General features: G+C 38.3%; 17 protein-coding genes and 1 tRNA gene. 4 read left to right on the top strand and 14 right to left on the bottom strand.

What is annotated here, in order from left to right; translation table 11 throughout:
- The first annotated feature begins 267 nt into the window (after positions 1-267).
- Complete coding sequence (locus I6F48_RS07570) at positions 268-2,637, top strand: TonB-dependent receptor (RefSeq protein ID WP_165727453.1); 2,370 nt, start codon at positions 268-270, stop codon at positions 2,635-2,637.
- 368 nt (positions 2,638-3,005) lie between these two features.
- Here the strand turns inward: I6F48_RS07570 and I6F48_RS07575 are convergent, their stop codons facing one another.
- The 7 genes from I6F48_RS07575 to I6F48_RS07605 all read right to left on the bottom strand — a co-directional run bounded on the left by I6F48_RS07575 (position 3,006) and on the right by I6F48_RS07605 (position 8,383).
- Positions 3,006-3,626, bottom strand: a complete 621-nt coding sequence (locus tag I6F48_RS07575; protein ID WP_165727452.1) for an FKBP-type peptidyl-prolyl cis-trans isomerase — start codon at positions 3,624-3,626, stop codon at positions 3,006-3,008.
- A gap of 69 nt (positions 3,627-3,695) precedes the next feature.
- Positions 3,696-4,082 carry a hypothetical protein gene (locus tag I6F48_RS07580; RefSeq protein ID WP_024590139.1) on the bottom strand — a complete coding sequence of 129 codons (387 nt, stop codon included), beginning with the start codon at positions 4,080-4,082 and terminating at the stop codon, positions 3,696-3,698.
- Positions 4,083-4,135: 53 nt separating this feature from the next.
- Positions 4,136-4,226: transfer RNA gene (locus tag I6F48_RS07585), tRNA-Ser, on the bottom strand.
- A 158-nt stretch (positions 4,227-4,384) separates the two neighbouring features.
- On the bottom strand, positions 4,385-4,762 hold the full coding sequence (locus I6F48_RS07590) for a hypothetical protein (protein WP_007582705.1): 378 nt from the start codon (positions 4,760-4,762) through the stop codon (positions 4,385-4,387).
- A 203-nt stretch (positions 4,763-4,965) separates the two neighbouring features.
- Positions 4,966-5,514, bottom strand: a complete 549-nt coding sequence (locus I6F48_RS07595) for an NAD(P)H nitroreductase (RefSeq protein WP_007582703.1) — start codon at positions 5,512-5,514, stop codon at positions 4,966-4,968.
- Positions 5,515-5,644: 130 nt separating this feature from the next.
- Positions 5,645-6,328 carry an HvfX family Cu-binding RiPP maturation protein gene (locus tag I6F48_RS07600; protein WP_007582701.1) on the bottom strand — a complete coding sequence of 228 codons (684 nt, stop codon included), beginning with the start codon at positions 6,326-6,328 and terminating at the stop codon, positions 5,645-5,647.
- 93 nt (positions 6,329-6,421) lie between these two features.
- Positions 6,422-8,383 (bottom strand): oxidoreductase, encoded by a 1,962-nt coding sequence (locus tag I6F48_RS07605; RefSeq protein ID WP_197119180.1) that lies wholly within the window; start codon positions 8,381-8,383, stop codon positions 6,422-6,424.
- Positions 8,384-8,602: 219 nt separating this feature from the next.
- Here I6F48_RS07605 and sppA point away from each other — a divergent pair, with 219 nt between their 5' ends.
- Together sppA and ansA are read left to right on the top strand one after the other, a co-directional pair.
- Positions 8,603-10,468 (top strand): signal peptide peptidase SppA, encoded by a 1,866-nt coding sequence (sppA, locus tag I6F48_RS07610; protein WP_024590136.1) that lies wholly within the window; start codon positions 8,603-8,605, stop codon positions 10,466-10,468.
- Between the two features lie 82 nt (positions 10,469-10,550).
- Complete coding sequence (gene ansA / locus I6F48_RS07615; protein WP_197119181.1) at positions 10,551-11,561, top strand: asparaginase; 1,011 nt, start codon at positions 10,551-10,553, stop codon at positions 11,559-11,561.
- A 69-nt stretch (positions 11,562-11,630) separates the two neighbouring features.
- Here the strand turns inward: ansA and gndA are convergent, their stop codons facing one another.
- Positions 11,631-13,004, bottom strand: coding sequence for an NADP-dependent phosphogluconate dehydrogenase (gene gndA / locus I6F48_RS07620; protein ID WP_165740831.1), 1,374 nt, complete (start codon positions 13,002-13,004; stop codon positions 11,631-11,633).
- A 377-nt stretch (positions 13,005-13,381) separates the two neighbouring features.
- On the opposite strand from gndA, the gene pyk reads away from it, so the two are divergent.
- Positions 13,382-14,818 (top strand): pyruvate kinase, encoded by a 1,437-nt coding sequence (gene pyk, locus I6F48_RS07625; protein WP_007582689.1) that lies wholly within the window; start codon positions 13,382-13,384, stop codon positions 14,816-14,818.
- 68 nt (positions 14,819-14,886) lie between these two features.
- On the opposite strand, the gene I6F48_RS07630 is transcribed toward pyk, so the two are convergent.
- From I6F48_RS07630 to I6F48_RS07655, 6 genes are all read right to left on the bottom strand, one after another.
- Entirely contained in the window at positions 14,887-15,711 is an 825-nt protein-coding gene (locus I6F48_RS07630) for a LytR/AlgR family response regulator transcription factor (RefSeq protein ID WP_007582688.1), read from the bottom strand.
- Positions 15,704-16,780: a sensor histidine kinase gene (locus I6F48_RS07635; RefSeq protein WP_007582687.1), complete on the bottom strand. Its 1,077-nt coding sequence runs from the start codon at positions 16,778-16,780 to the stop codon at positions 15,704-15,706. Before I6F48_RS07635 ends, I6F48_RS07630 begins: the two co-directional genes overlap by 8 nt.
- A 251-nt stretch (positions 16,781-17,031) precedes the next feature.
- Positions 17,032-18,588 carry a SulP family inorganic anion transporter gene (locus I6F48_RS07640; protein ID WP_010554472.1) on the bottom strand — a complete coding sequence of 519 codons (1,557 nt, stop codon included), beginning with the start codon at positions 18,586-18,588 and terminating at the stop codon, positions 17,032-17,034.
- A 128-nt stretch (positions 18,589-18,716) separates the two neighbouring features.
- A complete protein-coding gene (locus I6F48_RS07645) occupies positions 18,717-19,175 on the bottom strand; it encodes an Lrp/AsnC family transcriptional regulator (RefSeq protein WP_007375323.1) in 459 nt (152 codons plus the stop codon).
- Positions 19,176-19,282: 107 nt separating this feature from the next.
- Entirely contained in the window at positions 19,283-19,924 is a 642-nt protein-coding gene (locus I6F48_RS07650; RefSeq protein ID WP_024592375.1) for an MBL fold metallo-hydrolase, read from the bottom strand.
- A 1-nt stretch (position 19,925) separates the two neighbouring features.
- Entirely contained in the window at positions 19,926-21,743 is a 1,818-nt protein-coding gene (locus I6F48_RS07655; protein ID WP_165727445.1) for a M14 family metallopeptidase, read from the bottom strand.
- Positions 21,744-22,007: the final 264 nt, after the last annotated feature.

Here is a 22,007-nt window from a genome sequence, read left to right on the forward strand (position 1 = left end):
TAAATTATAGGTAAAAAACATAAAATTCAATACTTTAAACACTACTCTCCATAATCATTAGCAGATATTCTTTGAGGGTACTACGAGTAGATTTGTTACAGTAAAGTAGAGTTAATGCCAGATTAACTTCTATTGTAAAGCAAACAGTTTATCGGCACTTTTAGTGGTTTGAACGCAAAACACAAGGTTATACTATAACATTGTTGATTCGTTAATTTTGTGGTGTTATATTATATCACAACATAATAACCACGAACCAATATATCCATGACAAAGTTAACATTAATCTCCTCTGCTATTTTTTCTGTTTTATGTTCTCAATCAGCTTTGGCTGCAACCGTTACCGGTAAAGTAATGGATGATAAAAATCAACCAATTAAAAATGCCTCTATCCATGTCCATGGCAAAAACCAAAGCGTTAAAAGTAATGATTTAGGCGAGTTTGCTATCGATATAGATGCAAACAGCCAATTACATATTAGTAAAGACAACTACATAGACTCTCGTATTACTGTTACCGAATCTTCAAATAATCTGTCTGTGTCACTTAAACCAACATCGGTTGAAACAGTGGTTGTTTATGCCTCTGCACTTCATAAGAACAGCCTAGAAATGATTTCTCCTGTAAGTGTGCTATCTGGTGATGAATTAAGAAATAAATCTAAACCAACACTTGGCGAAACTCTTAAAGGTTTACCAGGCGTAAATGCAAGTTACTTTGGCCCTGTATCATCAAGCCCAATTATTCGTGGTTTAGATGGCCCTCGCGTTAAAATCACACAAAATGGATTAGATGCCAGCGATGCGTCGCGAATTGGCCCAGACCACGCGACATCAAGCGACAGCCTAGCGGCAGAGCAAATTGAAGTGTTGCGCGGTCCAAGTACCCTACTTTATGGCTCTGGTGCAATTGGTGGCGTTGTAAACGTGGTTGATAACCGTATTCCTACTAGCAATATCGACGAGCTTACAGGCGCTGCTGAATACAGCCACGATACGGTGTCAAATTCAAACACCGTAGCTGCAAAACTTGAAACAGGTAATGAAGGCTTTAACTTTCATTTTGATGGTACTAAGCGCAGCGGCGATGATTACCAAACACCGACCTTTACTATTGCCGACGATGATGGCGATGTTGAAACCGAAAGCTCGGTAGAAAATACTTTTATTGATAGCGAAACACTCAACTTTGGTACCAGCTATGTTGGCGATCACTTAACGATTGGTTTTTCTTACGGTAGCATTGATACTGATTACGGTATTCCTGGGCATGAGCATCATCACGATCACGAAGGTGAAACTGAAGAAGAGCATGCAGAACATGAAGATGAAGCTGCTGAAGAGCCAGTTTACGCACATTTAGAGCAAGACCGCTGGCAAGGGCTTGTAAGTTACGCTCTTCATAATAACTGGATTGAAACCATCAACCTACGTGTTGGCTATACAGATTATTCACACAGCGAAATTGAAGATGGCGAAATTGGTACTACTTTTAAAAATAAAACGACTGAAGCACGTTTAAATGTAGAGCATAAGTTTGCTGATTGGCACGGAATGATGGGCTATCACTACAGCGATTCTGACTACGATGCAATTGGTGAAGAAGCATTTACACCCGCGAGTGTAACTACAACTAACGCATTATATTTACTAGAAGAGCGTGAATTTGGCGACGTGACAATAGAGCTTGGTGCACGTGTAGAAGATTACAAAATTGAAAGCCAAATCACGGCACACGAACATAGCCACGATGAAGTAGAAATAGATCATAGCGACGAAGAAGCTATTGGATACAATAAAAGCTTTACCAATTTAAGCGCCTCTGCCGGTGCCATTTGGCAGTACAAGCCGGGTCATAGTATTGCGACAAGTATTTCTCACTCAGAAAGAGCTCCGCTTTCTGCAGAGCTTTTATCAAATGGTTTACACATTGCAACAGGTACGTATGAGCTTGGCCTTGGTTATAACATTGAGGGTAATGAAGCACATTTTGAGCCAGAGAATATCAAGCAAGAAACCTCAACAAACCTAGATTTAAGCTTTAGACGTTTTAGCGGTGATTTTGGTTACACCGTTAACTTTTTCTATAACGATATTAAGAACTTTTATTTCCAAGAAAATACAGGTTTAGTTTACGATGAAGAAGATGGTTTAGAATCAGCTATTGGTGCACATGACGATGCTGTTGCGGTTTATCAGTTTACAAGTAAAGACGCAGAGCTTTATGGAATTGAGTTTGACGCACATTACCAAGTAACCCCAAGCGCTATGGTTAAAGTATTTGGTGACTCAACTCGTGCAAAACTAAAAGACGACGAAGGCAACTTACCGCGTATCCCTGCCAATAAATTAGGCTCTGAGTTACAGTACGATTTAGGTGACTTACAACTAACGCTTACAGGTACTCATTACTTTGATCAAAACGATGTAACTGCATTTGAAACAAAAACGGACGGCTATACGTTATTTGATGCACAAGCTAATTACCAATTAGGTTTAGGCAGTGTAGATGCACAGCTTTATATAAACGTGGATAACATTACTGATGAGTTAGGCTTTGTGCATAGCTCATTTATTAAAGATAAAGCCCCACTACCTGGCAGAAACTTCCGCTTTGGTATCCGTGGCTACTTTTAATAGCTGACAAGCTCTTTAGTTTATATATTTAAAAACCGCATTTTATTAAGGCGGTTTTTTATTTTTAGAATATATAATATCAACACGCAGTAATACTTAATCGATTTGAAGGATTAAACCTGACGCTAACTGCGTTAAGAATTTCTGATATACGACTGCATGGATGCAGGAGGTAGAGCAATGCAAAAGCAATTAGTGGTAACAACTAAACAACGAAATTTTTGCCTTGTTATCGACACAATTTTCTTAGCGAAAAATAGATCACTTAATTAAGCTAATTGGTATAAAACTCTTAAATTACAAACACAAAAAAGCCGTATTCAAATTGAATACGGCTTTTTACACTTTTAAATTAAAATGTATTTAATTTAAGAAATGATTTCGTGTAGCTCAACATCAAATACAAGCGTTGAGAAAGGTGCGATTGCAGCACCTGCGCCACGTTCACCATAAGCAAGCTCATGAGGAACGTAGATACGCCATTTAGTACCTACAGGCATCATTTGTAATGCTTCAGTCCAGCCTTTGATCACGCCACCAACTGGAAATTCAGCTGGTTGACCGCGCTCGTATGAGCTATCAAACACAGTACCGTTAATAAGTGTACCGTGGTAATCAACACGTACTGTAGACTCAGCTGTTGGCTTTTCGCCTTCGCCAGTTGCTAGTACTTCGTATTGAAGACCAGACTCAGTTACTGTGATTTCAGGACGTTTTGCGTTTTCTTCTAAGAATGAAATACCTTCTGCAGAAAGTACTTGTGACTCTTCTTCACGACGAGCTTGAATCTCTTCGTTTATTTTTTCAAATGCAGCTTGGATCTCAGGGATCTCAACTTGAAATGCGCTACCAGCGTACGCATCTTTCATGCCTTCAAATACTGAATTTAGGTTTAAGCCTTCAAAAGGATTAGACTTAAGTTGCTCACCCATTTGTAAGCCAATACCGTAACTTGCTTTTTCAGCATCTGTAGTAAAATTATCTGACATAATGTGTTTTTCACGTTTTGTTAGTTAAAAGACGCGACTATGCTATCACAAAATAAACCGCGTTTGGGGCTAGTTTTTGCTGAGTTTTAGCTTAATTAGGCCAACAATATAACTACAAAGCGGCAAACTGAATAAAATTCCAACAAGTAGAGGCATTGTTAGTAATCCTGATTCGCCAAACAGTAAAAATGGCACTACAAGCAGCCCTATACAACCAATAAAAACAGAGCCAATAACTGGCCAATGCTTATCGTATTTGGTAATAAGATGGGCAGCTAAAACATTAAAACCAACACCATAAATTAAACCGGTAATTAATGGATACTCTGGTTGAGCGTCTATAGCCATTTTTACTAATAAGCTAATAGCACTTTGATAGCAGTAACCAAATACCGTCCATAATAAAAGATGTTTTATTAATTTCTGCGAGGTTGGTAGGTTTGTTGCTTTAGTCATTTAGAAACTCCACAAAGCAAAAAACCGCCCATAAGGCGGTTTTTTTTAAATAATGGTGGAGAGATAGGGATTTGAACCCTAGATGGGCTATAAACCCATGCCGGTTTTCAAGACCGGTGCATTCGACCACTCTGCCATCTCTCCGCACGGCGCGAATAATATGGCTAAATACATAACTTGTAAAGAGCTAAATAGAAATTAATATAAAATATTAACATATTGGATAAAATAGACCCACTTTGTTCTTTTGTTAAGCTCTTCACTTTAATAAAAGTGTAGTTAATGGACTAAAGTTAAACACATTAATAATATTGTTTAGGTCTACGTGCAATCCAAGAGCAGATTAAACAAGCCAATATACTCAGTGCGGTAAAGGTAACGCCTTGAAAAATTAAATCGAATCGATTTAAATCATCACTTGGTACTACAACAAACATAAAAGCAGGTAGCACACTAAGCGATAAAACGTAGCAACATACTTTAAATGCACGCCCAAAGTCGAAACGTTTGGACTGGTGCATCCACCATGTTAACAACACAAGCATACCCATCGCTGAACCGGCTATAAAGTGTGATGCATTTGTGCTCATTGCAACATACAGTGTTACAAAAGCACCAATGATTCCCCAAATTGACCATGCTAGCCAATTCTCTTTTTCACGTAAAAATAAATTTCCCATAGTTTTCGTCTTCTTTATCGTTATTTTTATTAAGACTTTCCATAATGTATCAAAAAACAACCGATTAAAAAACAAACTGAAGAAGATTTAGTAAATTTAGTGCTTCCAAGCGCTTCTTACAGCCAAGTCATTAACTTTTAAATAATACTCTTTGTAACCTTAATGAATTATGACTATGTAAGTTGCGCAAAGTTCATACTATTTCACAAATTACTAAAATAGTTTTCTGGCTTATGGCGAGGCGACTTTTTACAATCGACTTCGGGTGTACCTATATATAAATACCCTACTATTTCATCTTGCTCATGTAAGTTAAGCGCTTTTTTAACCGCGCTACTTTGTGCAAAGTAGCCTGTGCGCCAAACACCGCCTAACCCTTGGGCAAATGCAGCTTGTTGCATCGCTAATACACTACAGCCTGCGCTTTGTACTTGTTCTATTCGAGGAACTTTTGGGTGTTCTTGATATTTAGCAATTGCTATTACAATCATAGGCGCACGAAGGGGAAGCTCTTTAGCACGGTTAATTACTTTTTCTTCTTGTTGCTCTGCCACTGCACTTTGATGGTAAATTTCACCCAGTTTATTGCGTGCATCACCTTGAGCAACAATGAACTGCCACGGTGCTATACAGCCATGATCAGGAACACGTAATGCTGCTTGCTTAATTATGTCGAGCTGCTCAGGCGTAGGGCCCGGCTCTGTTAGTTTAGAGTCTGATTGGCGGGTAAGTAAAAGCTCGATAGCGTTCATAACGATTCCTCAAAATTCAAAACGCTAGAGTAACATTTAAACCCTTAAAAAATAAATACCGAGAAATTAAAATGCAAAACGGCCGCAAAGGGTTAAGCTATGCGGCCGTTAGTAAAGTAGATTAAATACGTTATTCTTTTACAATATTTCGCCTTAACCAGTAATCTATACTAACAAAACGCCCACCGCCCATAAAAAACAAGCTAAGAAGCATAGCAAAATAAATTGCCGAAAATTCTATACCGTTGTTTAAAATAGACGGCTTGCCCTTTTCGTATAGATAATCAGGAAACCCGTGTTCTTCAACTAAGCCACGAATTTTACCTATTCGGTCTTGTACTTCTAGTGAGTTTTCAAGGCTTTCTTTAGCGCCCGGAATTGATAACCAATCGAGCACTTGCGCAGCACTTGTTTCTGGATTAGTTGGTGCTATTGCAAACCAACCATTATGCCAATGCACTGAGGTTGCAGCGACAACCATTGTGAACATAAGTGGGATACTGACCAAGCGAGTTAAAAGGCCAAGTAATAAAAACCAACCTCCTAAAAATTCACTCCAGCCAGCTAAAAAAGCTAGTAAGTCAGGAAACGGTAATCCTAAACCCCATTCATTATTACCAAACCATTGAACTACATCTGGAGATGCTAAAAAGTTATCAAAGAAACCTTCTGTCTCACCGCTTATAGCAAGTTTGTTATAACCTGCAATGATCATAACAGGGGCTAAAATCAAGCGAAATAGCAATGCAGGTAAACCATCTAAAAATGATAGTTTACCCAATATTGCATCATAAAGATTGGTTAGTTTATTCATGCGTATCCTGTGTGTTCACTGTTTATTAAGTTATAGACTATAAACAGCAAAGACCGCATGAATTGATAAACTATTTCAATTTATTTACAAAGGTTAAATACTTCTAGCGACCTGAAGTGCTTCAAAAATAGCGCGTTTAGCATCAATAGCTGCAGCTAGTTTAGCTCCGCCTATAACATGTACCTTTGCGTTATCTGTGTAATTTTCTAGCACTTCGTTATTAGAAACCTGGCCAATACAGGCAATAACAGTGTCTACTGGCAGTACTAGAGTTTCACCAGCAACATTAATAGTTAGTCCGCTTTTATCAAAGCTTTGGTATTGGCAATCAGCAATTTGCTTAACGCCATGCTGCTTAGCAACTTGGCGATGTATCCAACCCGTTGTTTTACCAAGCTCGCTACCAAAACGACCCGTACTGCGTTTTAACATATACAATTGACGTTCGTCTTTATGAGGTTGGGCTTCACACTCAATCCCCCATTGCGTTTTAAACTCGCTAATAGTTTGCGATTTATGTTCGCTTAAAAACGCAACCATATCAAAACCTATACCACCGGCACCTAAAATAGCAATTGATTTACCCAGCTCTACTTCGCCGCGTATAACTTCGTCATAAGCAAATACACGCTTATCATCGCTACACTTAATAGAGGCTTCACGCGGCCTAACGCCAGTTGCAAATACGATGTCATCATAGTTTTTAAGCATTGAATCGTCATAAGCTTTACCAAGCTCTACAGTTACTTTTAATCGCTCAAGCTCATTAGTGAAGTAAGTAAGAGTATGGTTAAAGTCTTCTTTACCTGGTATTTGCATAGCTAAATTAAATTGGCCACCCATTTGCGGTTTTTGATCAATTAACGTGACGTTATGCCCTTTTTGAGCCAAGTAACAACTTGCCGATAAACCAGCGGGGCCTGCACCGACTACTAATACGTTTTTAGCTTTGGTTGCTTGCTCTAACGGGTAATCTAGCTCAAATGCAGCTTGTGGATTAACTAAACACGTAGCACGTTTATTTTTAAATACGTGATCTAGACAACCTTGGTTACACCCTATACAAATATTAATTTGCTTAGATTGATTATTTGCGTATTTATTAAAAAACTCTGGATCGGCAAGTAGCGGCCTTGCCATCGAAATTAAATCAGCCTCGCCTGCATTTAAAATATCGTTAGCAATTTCTGGAGTATTAATTCGGTTAACAGCAATCACTGGCACGCTCACCACGTCTTTTAAACGTTTTGATGCTTCTTTAAATGCACCTGGCGGCACCATACTCGCAATAGTTGGTACACGCGCTTCGTGCCAACCAATACCTGTGTTAAATATATCAACACCCGCTTTTTCAAGCTCGGTAGCTTGTATGACAACTTCCTCTGGTGTTGAACCGTTTGGGATTAAATCAATGACCGACAATCTAAAAATAATTAAGAATTGCTCAGATACTTTTGCTCTTACAGCTTTAACTATTTCAAGCGCAAGTCGCATTCTATTTTCTAGGCTGCCACCAAATTCATCTTCACGTTTATTGGTGTGTGGCGCCATAAACTCATTAATCAAATACCCTTCAGAACCCATAACTTCAACGCCATCGTAGCCGGCTTTTTCAGCCATATAGGCAGAGTGCGCAAAGTCTTTAATTGTTTTTTTAATCGAGCCAAGCGTCATAGCTTTAGGTTTATAAGGATTAATAGGTGCTTTTATTGCACTTGGTGCCTGATTGAATGGATGGTACGCATAACGTCCAGCATGTAATAATTGCAAACAAATTTTTCCGCCGTGTTTATGCACAGCATCTGTGTAAGCGCGGTGCTTAAATACATCGTAATAACTATTAAATGAAGATGAAATAGGTGTTAATTTGCCACGTAAATTTGGGCTGTATCCGCCCGTAATTAACATTGCAGTGCCGCCTTTTGCACGTGCTTCGTAAAATGCACGTAAGCGTTTGCGGTTATGCCATCCCTCTTCAAGGCCTGTATGCATTGAGCCCATCACTAAGCGGTTACGTAATTGTGTGTGTTTTAGTTGTAATTGTTGTTCTAACATCTTGTGCCCCGTCAACTGGTCTAACCTGTATACATTAGCTAATTCTGCTTTAATGGCAAGTAATAAGCAATATGTGCCTTCATTTAATTAAAAAAAGCCATAAAAACATGTATTAATAGCACCTCATAAACACTTCGTTACGATTTAGCAGTTAAATTTATTTTTATTCTAGGCTAAGATGGAACTAATGTATTAACTGTACCAAATTAAGGAGCTATTTTGATAGCAAAGGTATTTAAAGGTATTTGGGCTGGAATTAACTTTTCTCGTCGTTTAATACTCAACATTCTGTTTTTATTACTGGTAATTGTTTTCTTAGTGTCACTCTCAAGTGACGACGATAAAATAATAGTTGAAAATGGCTCTGTGCTTAGGCTTAACCTAAATGGCCCTATTGTTGAAGAAAAAACATACATAGATCCGGTCGAAGCTGCAATTAGTGATGCAACTTCTGGTTCTGAAGCGCCAAGCGAAATATTACTCGACGATATTGTTGAAGTAATAAACGAAGCGACTAAAGACGATCGCATTACGGTGATGCTGCTTGATTTACAAGAAATGCCTAAAGCACATTTAAACAAACTTAAGCAAATTACCAATGCTATTGATGCATTTAAACAAGCTGGCAAAAAAGTGATTGCATCGGGTTATTACTATACCCAAGCACAATACTATATTGCATCACATGCTGATGAAATAGCTATGCACCCATACGGTAGCGTAGGTATTGAAGGTTACGGCATGTATCCGCTTTACTTTAAAGATGCACTTGAAAAGCTTGAAGTAACGCAGCATATTTTCCGTGTTGGTACATTTAAGTCAGCAGTAGAACCTTTCATTCGGAACGACATGTCTGAAGCAGCCAAAGAAGCTAACCGTGTTTGGTTGGGCGCTCTTTGGAGTGAATACAAACAAGATGTTGCTGCGGTTCGCCCATTTGATGAGTCAAATTTCGACGAGACAATGGACGTATATCTTGAAAAAATGAAAGCTGCAGATGGCGATGCAGGTAAATATGCACTTGACCACCAGTGGGTTGATTCTTTAAAAACAAATCAACAAGTTCGCAAACAATTAATTGATTTAGTTGGCGCACAAGAAGATGGCAAAACATTTAAGCAAGTTTCATTTCGTGAATACTTAAGCTTGGTTAAACCACCGATTGAATTTGATAACCCTATTACCGAAAAAGTCGCCGTTGTAGTTGCTAAAGGTACAATTGTGGATGGTGAGCGTAAAGCTGGCGAAATTGGTGGCGACTCTACAGCAGCCCTACTTCGTAAAGCACGCCTTGATGACAAAGTTAAAGCGGTTGTACTGCGCATTGATTCAGGTGGCGGTAGTATGTTTGCCTCTGAAGTTATTCGTGCAGAAGTATTAGCGCTTAAAGCTGCTGGTAAGCCTGTTATTGCCTCTATGAGCTCTGTAGCTGCATCAGGTGGTTATTGGATTGCCTCTGCTGCAAACGAAATCTGGGCAGCACCGAGTACTATTACAGGGTCGATTGGTGTGTTTGGTACGTTTATGACATTTGAAAAAACCTTATCTAAAATTGGTGTTTATTCAGATGGCGTTGCAACAACCGAAATGGCTGGTTTTTCTATCACTCGTCCCCTAAACGAAAAAATGGGTCAAGTAATTCAGATGAGCGTTGAAGAAGCATACGGTCGCTTTTTAAACGTTGTCGCTGATGCCCGTAATATGACGCCTGAGCAAGTTGATAAAATTGCCCAAGGCCGCGTATGGATTGCATCTCAAGCACTTGAACTAGGTTTAGTAGACAAACTTGGTGATAAACAAGATGCTATAAAAGCAGCTGCAGCACTTGCAAAACTTAATCACTATGAAGTTAAAACCATTAAACAAGATTTAAGCTCGCAAGAAAAAATGATTCAAAATATTTTTGGTAACGCGTCTATTAAATCGATGCTTGGTTTACAAACACAAAAAACATCTGTGTTAGCAACGCAAGCTAACTTGCAAAGCGTTATTAACCAATTAAGTACTGAAGTTGAAAACCTTAAAGATTACAACGATCCACAAGGTGTATATGCACGTTGTTTAGTGTGTAATGTTGCACAATAAAAGTGCATAGCTTTACCTAATCAGCTGTATTTAAAGTTACTTAACGTTATACTAAGCCCAGTTTTTTTACTGGGCTTTTTTTATGAAACGTAAACGCATTTATATCGCTTATACTGGCGGTACTATAGGTATGAAAAAATCGAGTCGAGGTTATATTCCTGCTGAAGGTTTTTTAACAGAAACCGTAGTGAACAACGCAGAGTTTAACCGTGATGAAATGCCTTTGTTTGATATTCACGAATACTGCCCTCTTATAGATTCTTCAGATATGTCTCCTGAGCATTGGCAACTTATTGCTGATGACATTAAAGATAAATACCAAGATTATGATGGTTTTATTGTGCTTCATGGCACCGATACAATGGCGTATACAGCCTCAGCACTATCGTTTATGTTCGAAAACCTAACTAAACCTGTGATTGTAACTGGCTCACAAATTCCGCTTTCTCAATTACGCTCAGATGGTCAAGTAAACCTTCTGAATGCAATGTATTTAGCGGCAAATTATCCAATTGCAGAAGTAAGTCTATTTTTTAATAACCAACTGTTTAGAGGTAACAGAGCAACTAAAGCCCACGCCGATGGATTTAATGCATTTGCGTCGCCTAATCTTGATCCCTTAGCGTTATCGGGTATTAGTATTCAACTTATTAAAGGCCAACTTAGTCCTTATGTTGAAAATGAGCTGCAAGTTACTCCTATTACACCTCAACCCATTGGTGTGCTTTATTTATACCCTGGTATTAGTCAAGAAGTGGTTAAAAGCTTAGTTAATGGCAATATTAAAGCCTTGGTGTTGCTTAGTTTTGGTGTAGGTAATGCACCGCAAGATCCTAACTTTTTATCAATACTTGAAGAAGCAAGTAAACGTGGCGTCGTTATTGTTAATTTAACCCAGTGCTTAAAAGGCCATGTAAATATGGGCGGCTATGCAACGGGTAATGCACTGTTAAATATTGGTGTTATTAGTGGATACGATATGACCCTTGAAGCGTGTTTAACTAAATTACATTATTTATTTAGCCAAAAGCTAGAAGTAGAGACGATTCGTCATTTAATGCAAGACAATTTACGTGGTGAATTAAGCCGTTAAATCTCACCGCGCCTAAAATACAAAAGGCACGCTAAATAGCGTGCCTTTATCGTTTTAAACAACTGTTTATTACCTAACTTTAGCGTCGATATCTACTAAGTCAGTTAAATGGCATGTTTCACCGCTATGGGTTTTAACGCCGTGCTCACCAAAGTAATCACGCTGGGCTTGAACTAAATGCCCATTACTCGGTGTGGTTAATGTTGCTAAATACGTTTGTGTAGCACCCAATACAGGGAATGCTAAACCAGTCATTATTGCTTGTCCGGTAATTTTGCGCAAAGAGTTAGACTCTTTCTCAAGGGTATCAATAAATTCAACACCTTGTGCAACGCTATCAAGGTAGTCAGCACGAATAATACAACCAGAACGCCACGTTTGAAGCGTTTTAGATAAATCAACTTTCCACTGATGAGTACGTGATGCACCTTTAATTAACGCTAAACCTTGGCGATACGCTAGTAAGCTTGCAAGTAAGAACGCTTCTTTTAGCTCTTCTAAATCAATTTCAACATTGTTAGTTGATTTAGATGCATACGTCATCTCTTGTGCAGCCGTTGTATTACATGCATTAGTTAAATGACGAGCTTGTACAGCAGCAACAAGTGAAGGAACTGCGATACCAAGTTCTAGTGCATTTTGCGCAGTCCAAAGACCAGTACCTTTAGCGCCAACTTTATTATCAATTAAGTCCGCAAGCGGTACATTATTATGATTTTCAAGTGACAATATGTGGCTAGAAATAGACAGTAAATAGCTATTTAATTGACCTTCTGACCAGTCATTAAATATCTCAGCCACTTCTTTTGGAGAACGATTAGTGCCTAAACGAAGTAATTGGTACACTTCTGCAATAAGTTGCATAAGTGCGTATTCAATACCGTTGTGAACCATTTTTACAAAATGACCACTTGCTGATTGACCAACACGTGCAAAACACGAGTCGCCATTATAGCTAGCAGCTACTTTTTCAAACCATGGCTCAATACGTTCCCAACCACCCTCAGAACCACTTGCCATCATTGCAGGACCATGGCGAGCGCCTTCTGCACCGCCAGAAATTCCCATAGTGGCAAATTCAAATTTATTTTGGTATTTAAGTTTACGCGTTATACCGTCTTTATAATTACTATTACCGCAATCGACAATCATATCGTCACAGTTAACGCCGGCCTCTACAAGTTCATTACAAACTGTATCAACTAACTCACCAGCAGGAACAAGTAATAAAATAGAACGAGGTGCCTCTAAACGCCTTACCATGTCTCTTAAATCAGAGACAATGTGAAGCCTATCAGCCATGCCTTGAGATTTAGCACAACTTAGTAACTCTTCACCCGCATGTGGGTTTTTGTCATAAGCGACTAGCGTTATCCCTTTTTCAATCAAGTTTAGGGCAAGATTTTTTCCCATAACGCCTAACCCTACTAATGCAACTTGCATCTAGTGTCCTCCTCGGTAACAACTATTTGGTTAGAAAATTCAGTGTATAAATTAAATAATACCGCGTGCATTATACTCATGCAGTCATAAAATACTAATTATGAGTCAATACAACATGCTTTTTTATTACAGATAAATAAGCTACGTAATTATATCAAACATCAATGGTCTCGGGGTGACTAAAAGCAAAGCTAATTGAAATTAAGATCATTGACGCATTCTGACACCGGTGTCATAATGATGACACAATAGTTTTGTATAAAATAGTGGCAAACCTTTGAAGTTTGCACATAACTAAAATATTTTATTCTAATATAGATATTTTAAGTCAACAAAATAACGTCAACATGCTTTCACCAAGCAAACAGGAGAAATTGATGCTAAGACGCACAAAAATAGTCGCTACCCTTGGACCTGCTACCGATAGAGATAACAACTTAGAAAAAATTATTATCGCTGGGGCTAATGTAGTACGTTTAAACTTCTCACATGGTGTTGCCCAAGATCATAAAGACCGTGCACAAGCTGTACGCGATATTGCAAAAAGATTAGGCAAGCATATTGCTATCCTTGCTGACCTTCAAGGCCCTAAAATCCGCGTTTCTACTTTTAAAGAAGGTAAAGTAACGCTTGCTGTGGGTGCAAAATTTACCCTTGATGCAAAAATGGAAAAAGGCGAAGGCGACATAAACTCTGTAGGTATTGATTATAAAGAATTACCTAACGATGTAAGCCCTAACGATTTACTACTTCTAAATGACGGCCTTATTCAATTAAGTGTTGATGAAGTAGCTGGGCATTTAGTGCATTGTACAGTCACTGTTGGCGGTGTTTTATCTAACAATAAAGGTATTAACCGTTTAGGTGGTGGCTTAACTGCTCCAGCATTTACTGAAAAAGACAAAGAAGATTTAATAACTGCCGCTGAAATTGACGTAGATTACATTGCCGTATCATTCCCACGTAGTGGCGACGATATGCGCTACGTACGCTCACTTGCTGAAGCTGCTGGTTCAAAAGCACAGTTACTTGCTAAAATTGAACGTGCTGAAGCCGTTGAAACCCAAGAAGCTGTTGATGACATCATTTTAGCGTCTGACGCAGTAATGGTTGCTCGTGGTGATTTAGGTGTTGAAATTGGTGATGCTGCTCTTATGGGCAAGCAAAAACTAATTATTCGTCGTGCTCGTTCATTAAACCGTACTGTAGTTACAGCAACGCAAATGATGGAATCGATGATCGATAACCCTATGCCTACACGTGCAGAAGTTATGGATGTTGCAAATGCTGTTCTTGATGGAACAGATGCTGTAATGCTTTCAGCTGAAACAGCTGCAGGTGATTATCCTGAAGAAACAGTTGCGACTATGGCACGCGTTTGTTTAGGCGCTGAATCGCAAAAAGAAACGCACGTTTCTAAACACCGTTTAGATAGTCGCTTTTCTAACAATGCTGAATCAATTGCGCTTTCTGCTATGTATGCAGCTAATCACTTAGATTCTGTTAAAGCAATTATCACACTTACTGAATCTGGTAGTACGGCTAAATTAATGTCGCGTATCAGCTCAGGCTTACCAATCTACTCGCTTTCACGTCATGCCAGTACATTAGGTCAAACAGCACTTTATCGTGGTGTTTACCCAGTATTTTTTGATTCTACAAAAACTGAAAAAGACGGTATGGTAAAAGCCGCGCTTGATACTTTAGTTTCTCAAGGGTCTTTACAGTCTGGCGATACAGTAATCATTACTCACGGTGACTCAATGGAAACTGTGGGCGCAACTAACACAATGAAAATTGTAACTGTTGCGTAATTAAACGCCGAATATAAAAAATGCGAGCTTAGCTCGCATTTTTTGTGTCTGTAATAAAAGCGTTGGCTTTAACTTGCTAATGCCGCTTTAACCTTATCTCGGTAGCTACGGCTCACTTTTAATTCTTGGCCATTTTCAAGTACTAATAAATACTCACCACTTACTTGTGTAACCAGTTTACTAATTTGTTTTGTATTTACTATTGCGCTGCGGTGCACACGCACAAATAACTGAGGGTCGAGCTCTTGCTCAAGCTCTTTCATTGTTTTACGTAGAATATGCGTTTGTCCGTCTTCACAGTGTAAACACATATAGTCACCTGCTGCATCAACCCATTGGATAGTCGCTACAGGTACCCGTATAATTTCACCCTGCTCTTTTACAGCAAGCGATTCTGGGTAACGTCTGTCTGTTAGCATATCGCCAGTGGCTAATTTTTTAAGTATTTCTTCGCAATTGTTACCAGTAATACCGGCTACAAAACTCGCTAGCTTTTTCTTATGGGCGTTGTCTTGCTGCGTTTTTAAGTAGGTATGCACTTTTTCTACCGCCTGTTTTAGTCTGTTATCATCAACGGGTTTTAAAATGTAATCGAGAGCATGAATTTCAAACGCTTTTACAGCAAACTGGTCAAAGGCCGTTACAAATACGATCGCTGGTAATGCTTTTGAGCTTTCGCTAAGGGCTCTTGCTACTTCAAAGCCATTCATACCTGGCATTTGAATATCTAAAAAAACCAAATCAATTTTCTCGCTTTGACACATTTCAATTGCATCAGCGCCTGAACTACACAATTTAATTACTTCAATATCAGAGTATTCTTCGAGCCTTACCGCTAAACCTTTTCGTGCTAACGGTTCATCATCAACAATGAGTGTTTTTATTTTAGTCATTTTTCACAGCCTTCTCAAAAGGTACTCGCAGATTAACTTTTAATCCACTTGGCGTATTATGTGATAATACAAACGAATAATTATTTTCATACAACGTTTTTAATCTATCTTTGGTATTAGCGACACCTACGCCTTGAGCGTTAACTAATTGGCCATCGAGTATGTCAGTACCTGGGCCGTTGTCGCCCACTTCTAGTAATAACTCATTCGCAAATACCTGTGCTTTTATATCAATTACTCCACCTTCTGTTAGATGGGCAATAGCATATTTAATCGCGTTTTCTATAATAGGTTGCAAAATTAAGCTCGGTACTAAAGCCTCTTTAGCTTGCTCGCTTATATCTACATTTACCTTTAATCGCTCATCAAAACGTACACGTTCTATTTCTAAGTAAAGCATGAGCGCATGTAACTCTTGCTCTAGCGGTACTTTCTTTATTGGATCGGTATTTAATGTATAACGTAGAAAGTCACTTAGCCTTGCTACCATTAAGTTAGCATCTTTGTTTTCTTTAACCAAAATTAAAGTAGAAATAGCGTTAAGTGTATTGAATAAAAAATGGGGATTAAGCTGATACCTAAGCATTTTTAATTGCGCTTCGTGTGCCATAGTTGTGGCTTTTAGTGCTTTTTGTCGCTCACTTTGTAATAACTGATAATATTTAACGCCAAAGTACAGACCACTCCAACATAAAATAATATAAACCGAATCTAAACCTTGCTGCAGGTAATAAAACCACTCCTCTGGTCTATAACCATGGCGGTATATTTCCCACAAATTAAATTTTTGAACGACAGCCCATAAAGTACCTGTTACATAAGAGGCACCAAATACCACAATCATTAATACCCAAGGCGAGGCATTCCAAATTTTACGGTAAATATACCTAAGCGGTACTGTCATTAAGCAACCAGCGTAAGCATTTAATAAAATAACAAATACGTATATATCACGCATTTCAAATACTTTAGAGCCAATATAATTTACTAACGCATAACCAATCCAGCCTGCAATTTGCAAAAGCCAAAAAAAGCGCTGTCTGTTATCGACTAAAGATTGCCAGTTCAAAATAGATGTTTACTCCGTATAGTTAAAGACTAATTCCATAAAATAGGCGCTTGTTATTCTTTATTATTTTTACCTATGTAGGGCTAATTTTAATAAAATTAGATAGTCTTATTATATAGATTTATGAGTTTGCATAGCACTACAGCCTACCTTGCTTTTTAATAGTCTTACCGCAAACAAATAGTAGATACACTAAAAAAGCGAAAGGTTATTCACCTTTCGCTTTTTAAATATAAATAGCTTTGTGTAAATTAAGCTAGTTTGTCTGATGCTACTTTGTATGTTGGATCTTCAATCACATTCACTTCAACCAAATCGCGTGCTTTATGCAACAACTGCGTACAGTCTTTACTTAAGTGACGTAAGTGAAGTTGTTTACCTGCTTTTGTGTACTTATCAGCAAGTGTGTCAATTGCTTCTATTGCACTGTGATCAGATACGCGGCTATGCTTAAATTCAACAATTACATTTTTAGGGTCATTTTTAACATCAAATAACTCTGCAAAGTTTTTAACTGAACCAAAGAAAAGCGGGCCATGTAACTCATATACTTTAGCGCCTTCTTCATCAATATAGTTAGTTGTGTATATGTGCTTAGCATGCTGCCAAGCAAATACTAATGCAGATACAATAACACCTACACATACTGCAATCGCTAAATCGGTAATAACAGTCACACCCGATACAAGTACTATTACGAAAGCGTCTGATAGAGGCACACGCTTCATCATTTTAAAGCTGGCCCATTCAAACGTACCTAATACAACCATAAACATAACACCAACAAGTGCAGCTAGTGGGATCATCTCAATTAAGCTTGAAGCGAATATGATGAACGCAAGCAACATCAATGCAGCACTTATACCCGATAAGCGAGAACGACCACCTGAGTTAATGTTGATCATTGATTGACCAATCATTGCACAACCACCCATAGCACCAAACATACCACAAGTAATATTTGCAGCGCCTTGGCCTATACACTCTTTATTACTATGACCGCGAGTTTCTGTAATCTCGTCAATTAAGCTAAGCGTTAATAATGATTCAATTAAACCAATAGCCGCTAAAATAAGTGCATAAGGAAAAATAATTTGTAGCGTTTCGAAAGTAAACGGCACCATAGGAATATGAAACTGAGGTAAACCGCCTGCAATTGTTGCAGCTTCGTCGCCTGTCATTCCTTTTAAGAAATCAACTACAGTATGCGCTTCTAAATCCAAACCAATAACTAAAGCGGTCACTGTAATAATAGCGACTAATGTAGAGGGTACAGCCGTTGTTAGTTTAGGTAAAAACTGAATAATAGCCATCGTTAAAGCCACTAAACCAAGCATAATATATAACGGGTTACCCGTCATCCATTCTTGTCCGCCCATACCATCAGGCACTTTAAATTGTCCTAACTGAGCGAGAAAAATAACAATAGCTAAGCCGTTTACAAAACCAAGCATTACCGGATGAGGAACCATGCGGATAAACTTACCGAGTTTAAATACACCCGCGAGTATCTGCAGTATGCCCATGAGCAATACGGTCGCAAATAAATACTCAACACCATGATCAAGCACTAAACTTACCATAACAACAGCTAGTGCACCGGTTGCACCTGAAATCATACCAGGGCGGCCACCAAATATAGCCGTAATTAAACCAACGATAAACGCGGCATATAGACCAACTAAAGGTTCTACATTTGCAACAAAGGCAAACGCAACAGCTTCTGGAACTAAGGCTAGCGCCACAGTTAATCCAGATAAAATATCGTTTTTAGCAGAGCTAGGCGCCCTACTGAGTAAGTTAAACATTGAGTTCCTCAAATGGTGTAATGGGTATCAAAAAAGCGCTAAATTCTACCAAATTAGCGCTCAGTTAACAATTGTCATTATGTGGTTAAACTAAACTAAAAGAGGTTTAGCTTTTAAAAGAAGTGCTTTTATAAAGGGAGGGAAGTACTACGTTTTACACATGTCATTGTTACATTAGAATGTACTTCTTGTACATATTCTAAGCTTAGTAAATTATCGCGTACAAAGTGCTCATAACCTTCTATGCCTTGTGAAATTATGCGTAGCATAAAGTCCATTGTTCCAGCCATGGTGTAACACTCTGTTACTTGATCATAACTCATTATAAGTTTTTCAAATTCAGCAAGGTTCTTTTTACCGTGATTTGATAAACGCACATGTGCATATACAAGCATATCAAAGCCAAGTTTTTTCTCATCTAAAAGAGCCACTTTGCTTTTTATATAACCATCTTGCTCTAGCTTGGCAATTCGACGCCAGCATGGAGATTGAGACAAGCCTACTTTATCAGCAATTTCTGCGGTTGATAAACTAGCATCTTGTTGTAAAAGTGCCAATATTTGGCGATCTACGTGATTTAGAGACATTTTATTTCTTATTTATCAAATAAACTGGTTAAATTATACAACCATTTTAAAACTCAGTCTGCTTATTTTTAATTTTTATGCAGTTTACCAAACTTCAAATAAGTAACTTAACCAAACTTACCACTCACAAAAGGATTTGTTTGTTTTTCAAATCCAACCGTAGTGTCGCTCCCATGCCCTGCCAATATTTTAGTATTATCAGGTAAGGTTAGAATATGCGTCTTAATCGACTCTATAAGTTGTTCGCTATTCCCCTTAGGGAAATCAGTTCGCCCTACTGAGCCTTTAAAAATAACATCACCTACAATAACGCATTCATTGTCTTGTTGATAAAACACAATATGACCAGGTGTATGCCCTGGGCAATGCTTCACTAAAAAGCTAAGTTTACCTACGCTAACGGTGTCGTTATGGTTTAGCCAAATATCCGGGTAAAAAGGCTCAATGGGTTTAAACCCGAACATTTGTGCTTGCATAGGTAAGTTTTCAAACCAGAAGTACTCATCTTTTTGTGGGCCAATAATTTGTACGTTAAATTGATTACGTAAAATATCAGCCCCACCCACATGATCTAAATGCCCGTGCGTTAACCAAATAGCACTTAATTCTAGTTTATGCTCATTAAGGGCAGCTACTATTTTATCAGGGTCGCCACCTGGGTCTATGACTACGGCTTGTTTAGTTTCACTACACCAAATAATACGACTATTTTGTGCAAATGCAGTGACGGGTATGGTTATAATTTGCATATTAGATTTCTTTACTTTTTTGATCTGGAATAACAACTTCTTCTTCAAATGACATCAATATTGGGTACTTTAAGTACGCTTGATCATAAAATGGACTTTGCTCATATAACCAGTTTAGTCTCGCATCAGCGTCGCTTGCGAACGATTTATCTTTAAGCTTTTCATCAAACTTAAGCGCTAGCTTTGGATTGTCTTTTAGCATTTGGCGTGCAAACGGAATTAGTGCATAGTTTTCCATATACTCAGTACGCTGAAAAATAGTATTAAATTCCCCCCATGCAAAAAACGAATCTGGTGCTTCAGGATGCAATAAATGCACAGCAAGCTCACCTGCTTTTTGTTGAGTATTGACTTGATACCAACCATCTAAATCTACATTTATAGCAGGGACATAATCAAAACTTGCTGACACTCTAAAACGGCCTTCAAATGGTGCTTTATCAAACGTGTAGTCTGCCACCTTTGCTACTTTTAAAGGCTGTGTGTTTGCCCCTTCAAGTTTATTAATAGAGACACCATGTAACTTTAGTTTCTTAATAATATTGCGATATACAGGCGGAATAAAAAAAGCTTTAGGTACTTCAACTGTATGTTGTACATCTTTTTGCCAATAAATAGGTAAGTCGGTATATGTATGTGCTTTACCCAAATACTTCACTTCATTTTGGCCTGAGAGCGCATTCATGCTTGATGAATACTCAATACCTTTAAACTGCGCAATCGTATCAGCTTGCTTGGAATAGCCACGCTTTACTATTAACTGTTTAGGAACAAATTCCTGTTCTTTTTTTACTGCATTAGCTAATTCATGACTGTGCTTTGATAGCGCAGTAATAGCACCATCTAAAAATACGTAAGTTCCTAATACACGTTGCTTGTAAGGCTTCAATGAATGATTTTCAACTAAAATAGTCGGTAATGACTTTAAATCACCCCAACCATTTGAAAAGCGCGGCGTAGCAACCCATCCCGCTAATCCTTTTTTAAAGTCGCGCTTGTCCATAACAAAAACAAGTGGCCCTGGCATGTGCCCTTGCTTAGCTAGCGTATCGTCAATCAGAGGTTTAAAAAACTGGTTTAGTGCATCAGATACCGCAGGCGACTCGCTTGAAAATACCGGATTGTAGCCATAAGTCACATCGTATTGGTAATCTGCGCCATCGGTTACGTGTACATCAATGTATAAATTTGGGTTGTAGTCGTTAATAACCTTTAGAACACTTCTAACTTCTGGGGTATCTAATTTAGTAAAATCACGATTTAAATTAAGGTTATTAGCATTTGTTCTAAAGCCCATTTTTGTAGGGCCCCGTTGATTGATGCGATTGAATGCACTGCTACGTTCGTGTCCATCTACATTTAAAATAGGAATAAATAATATGTTTACCTTTTTTAAAATGTCACGGCGCTTACCCGTCGCTATATCTCTGAGTAACATAAACATGGCATCTTTACCGTCTATTTCACCAGAATGTATTCCTGCCTGGATAAAAATAGTTGGCTTAGTGCTATTAGCCATTTGCCTTGCTTCAAAAAAGCCTTGCTCACTGGCAATCAACATTTTTATTGCACGCTTGCTATTACTATAGCCAATGGTTTGAGATTGAAACTGAGTAGGGTTTGCAGCAACTAACCTATCAACAAATGCCATTGTATTTGCATAATCTGGCGACGCTTCACCTGCTGACAGCTCAAAATCAGTAGTTAGCGGCCCTTGTTTTTGTAAAAGCTCTACGCTTTTCCCCTGCCACTCAATTAATGGAGGTAAGTGTGCGTCATACGCCACACTTGCAGATAAAAATAGTAAACTTGCAAACATAAAATTCTCTAACAAACGCCTTAATTATATAAATTATATCAACTAAATTTTTTATAATGAGGAAACTGCGGTGATTCAACAAAAAAATGCAGCCAACTACATCTCACTCATTCACACCTGTCTTTTAAGGCTATATAACATTATTAATGTACAGTAATTCATTACATAACTATTTATACCAACTCGTAAAAATACTTAATCAATTTAAGGGATTACATCTGACGCTAACAGCGTCAAAAATGTCTGATATACGTCTGCATGGAT

Source organism: Pseudoalteromonas sp. SWYJ118, assembly GCF_015864505.1.
Taxonomy (GTDB): Bacteria; Pseudomonadota; Gammaproteobacteria; order Enterobacterales; family Alteromonadaceae; genus Pseudoalteromonas; species Pseudoalteromonas arctica.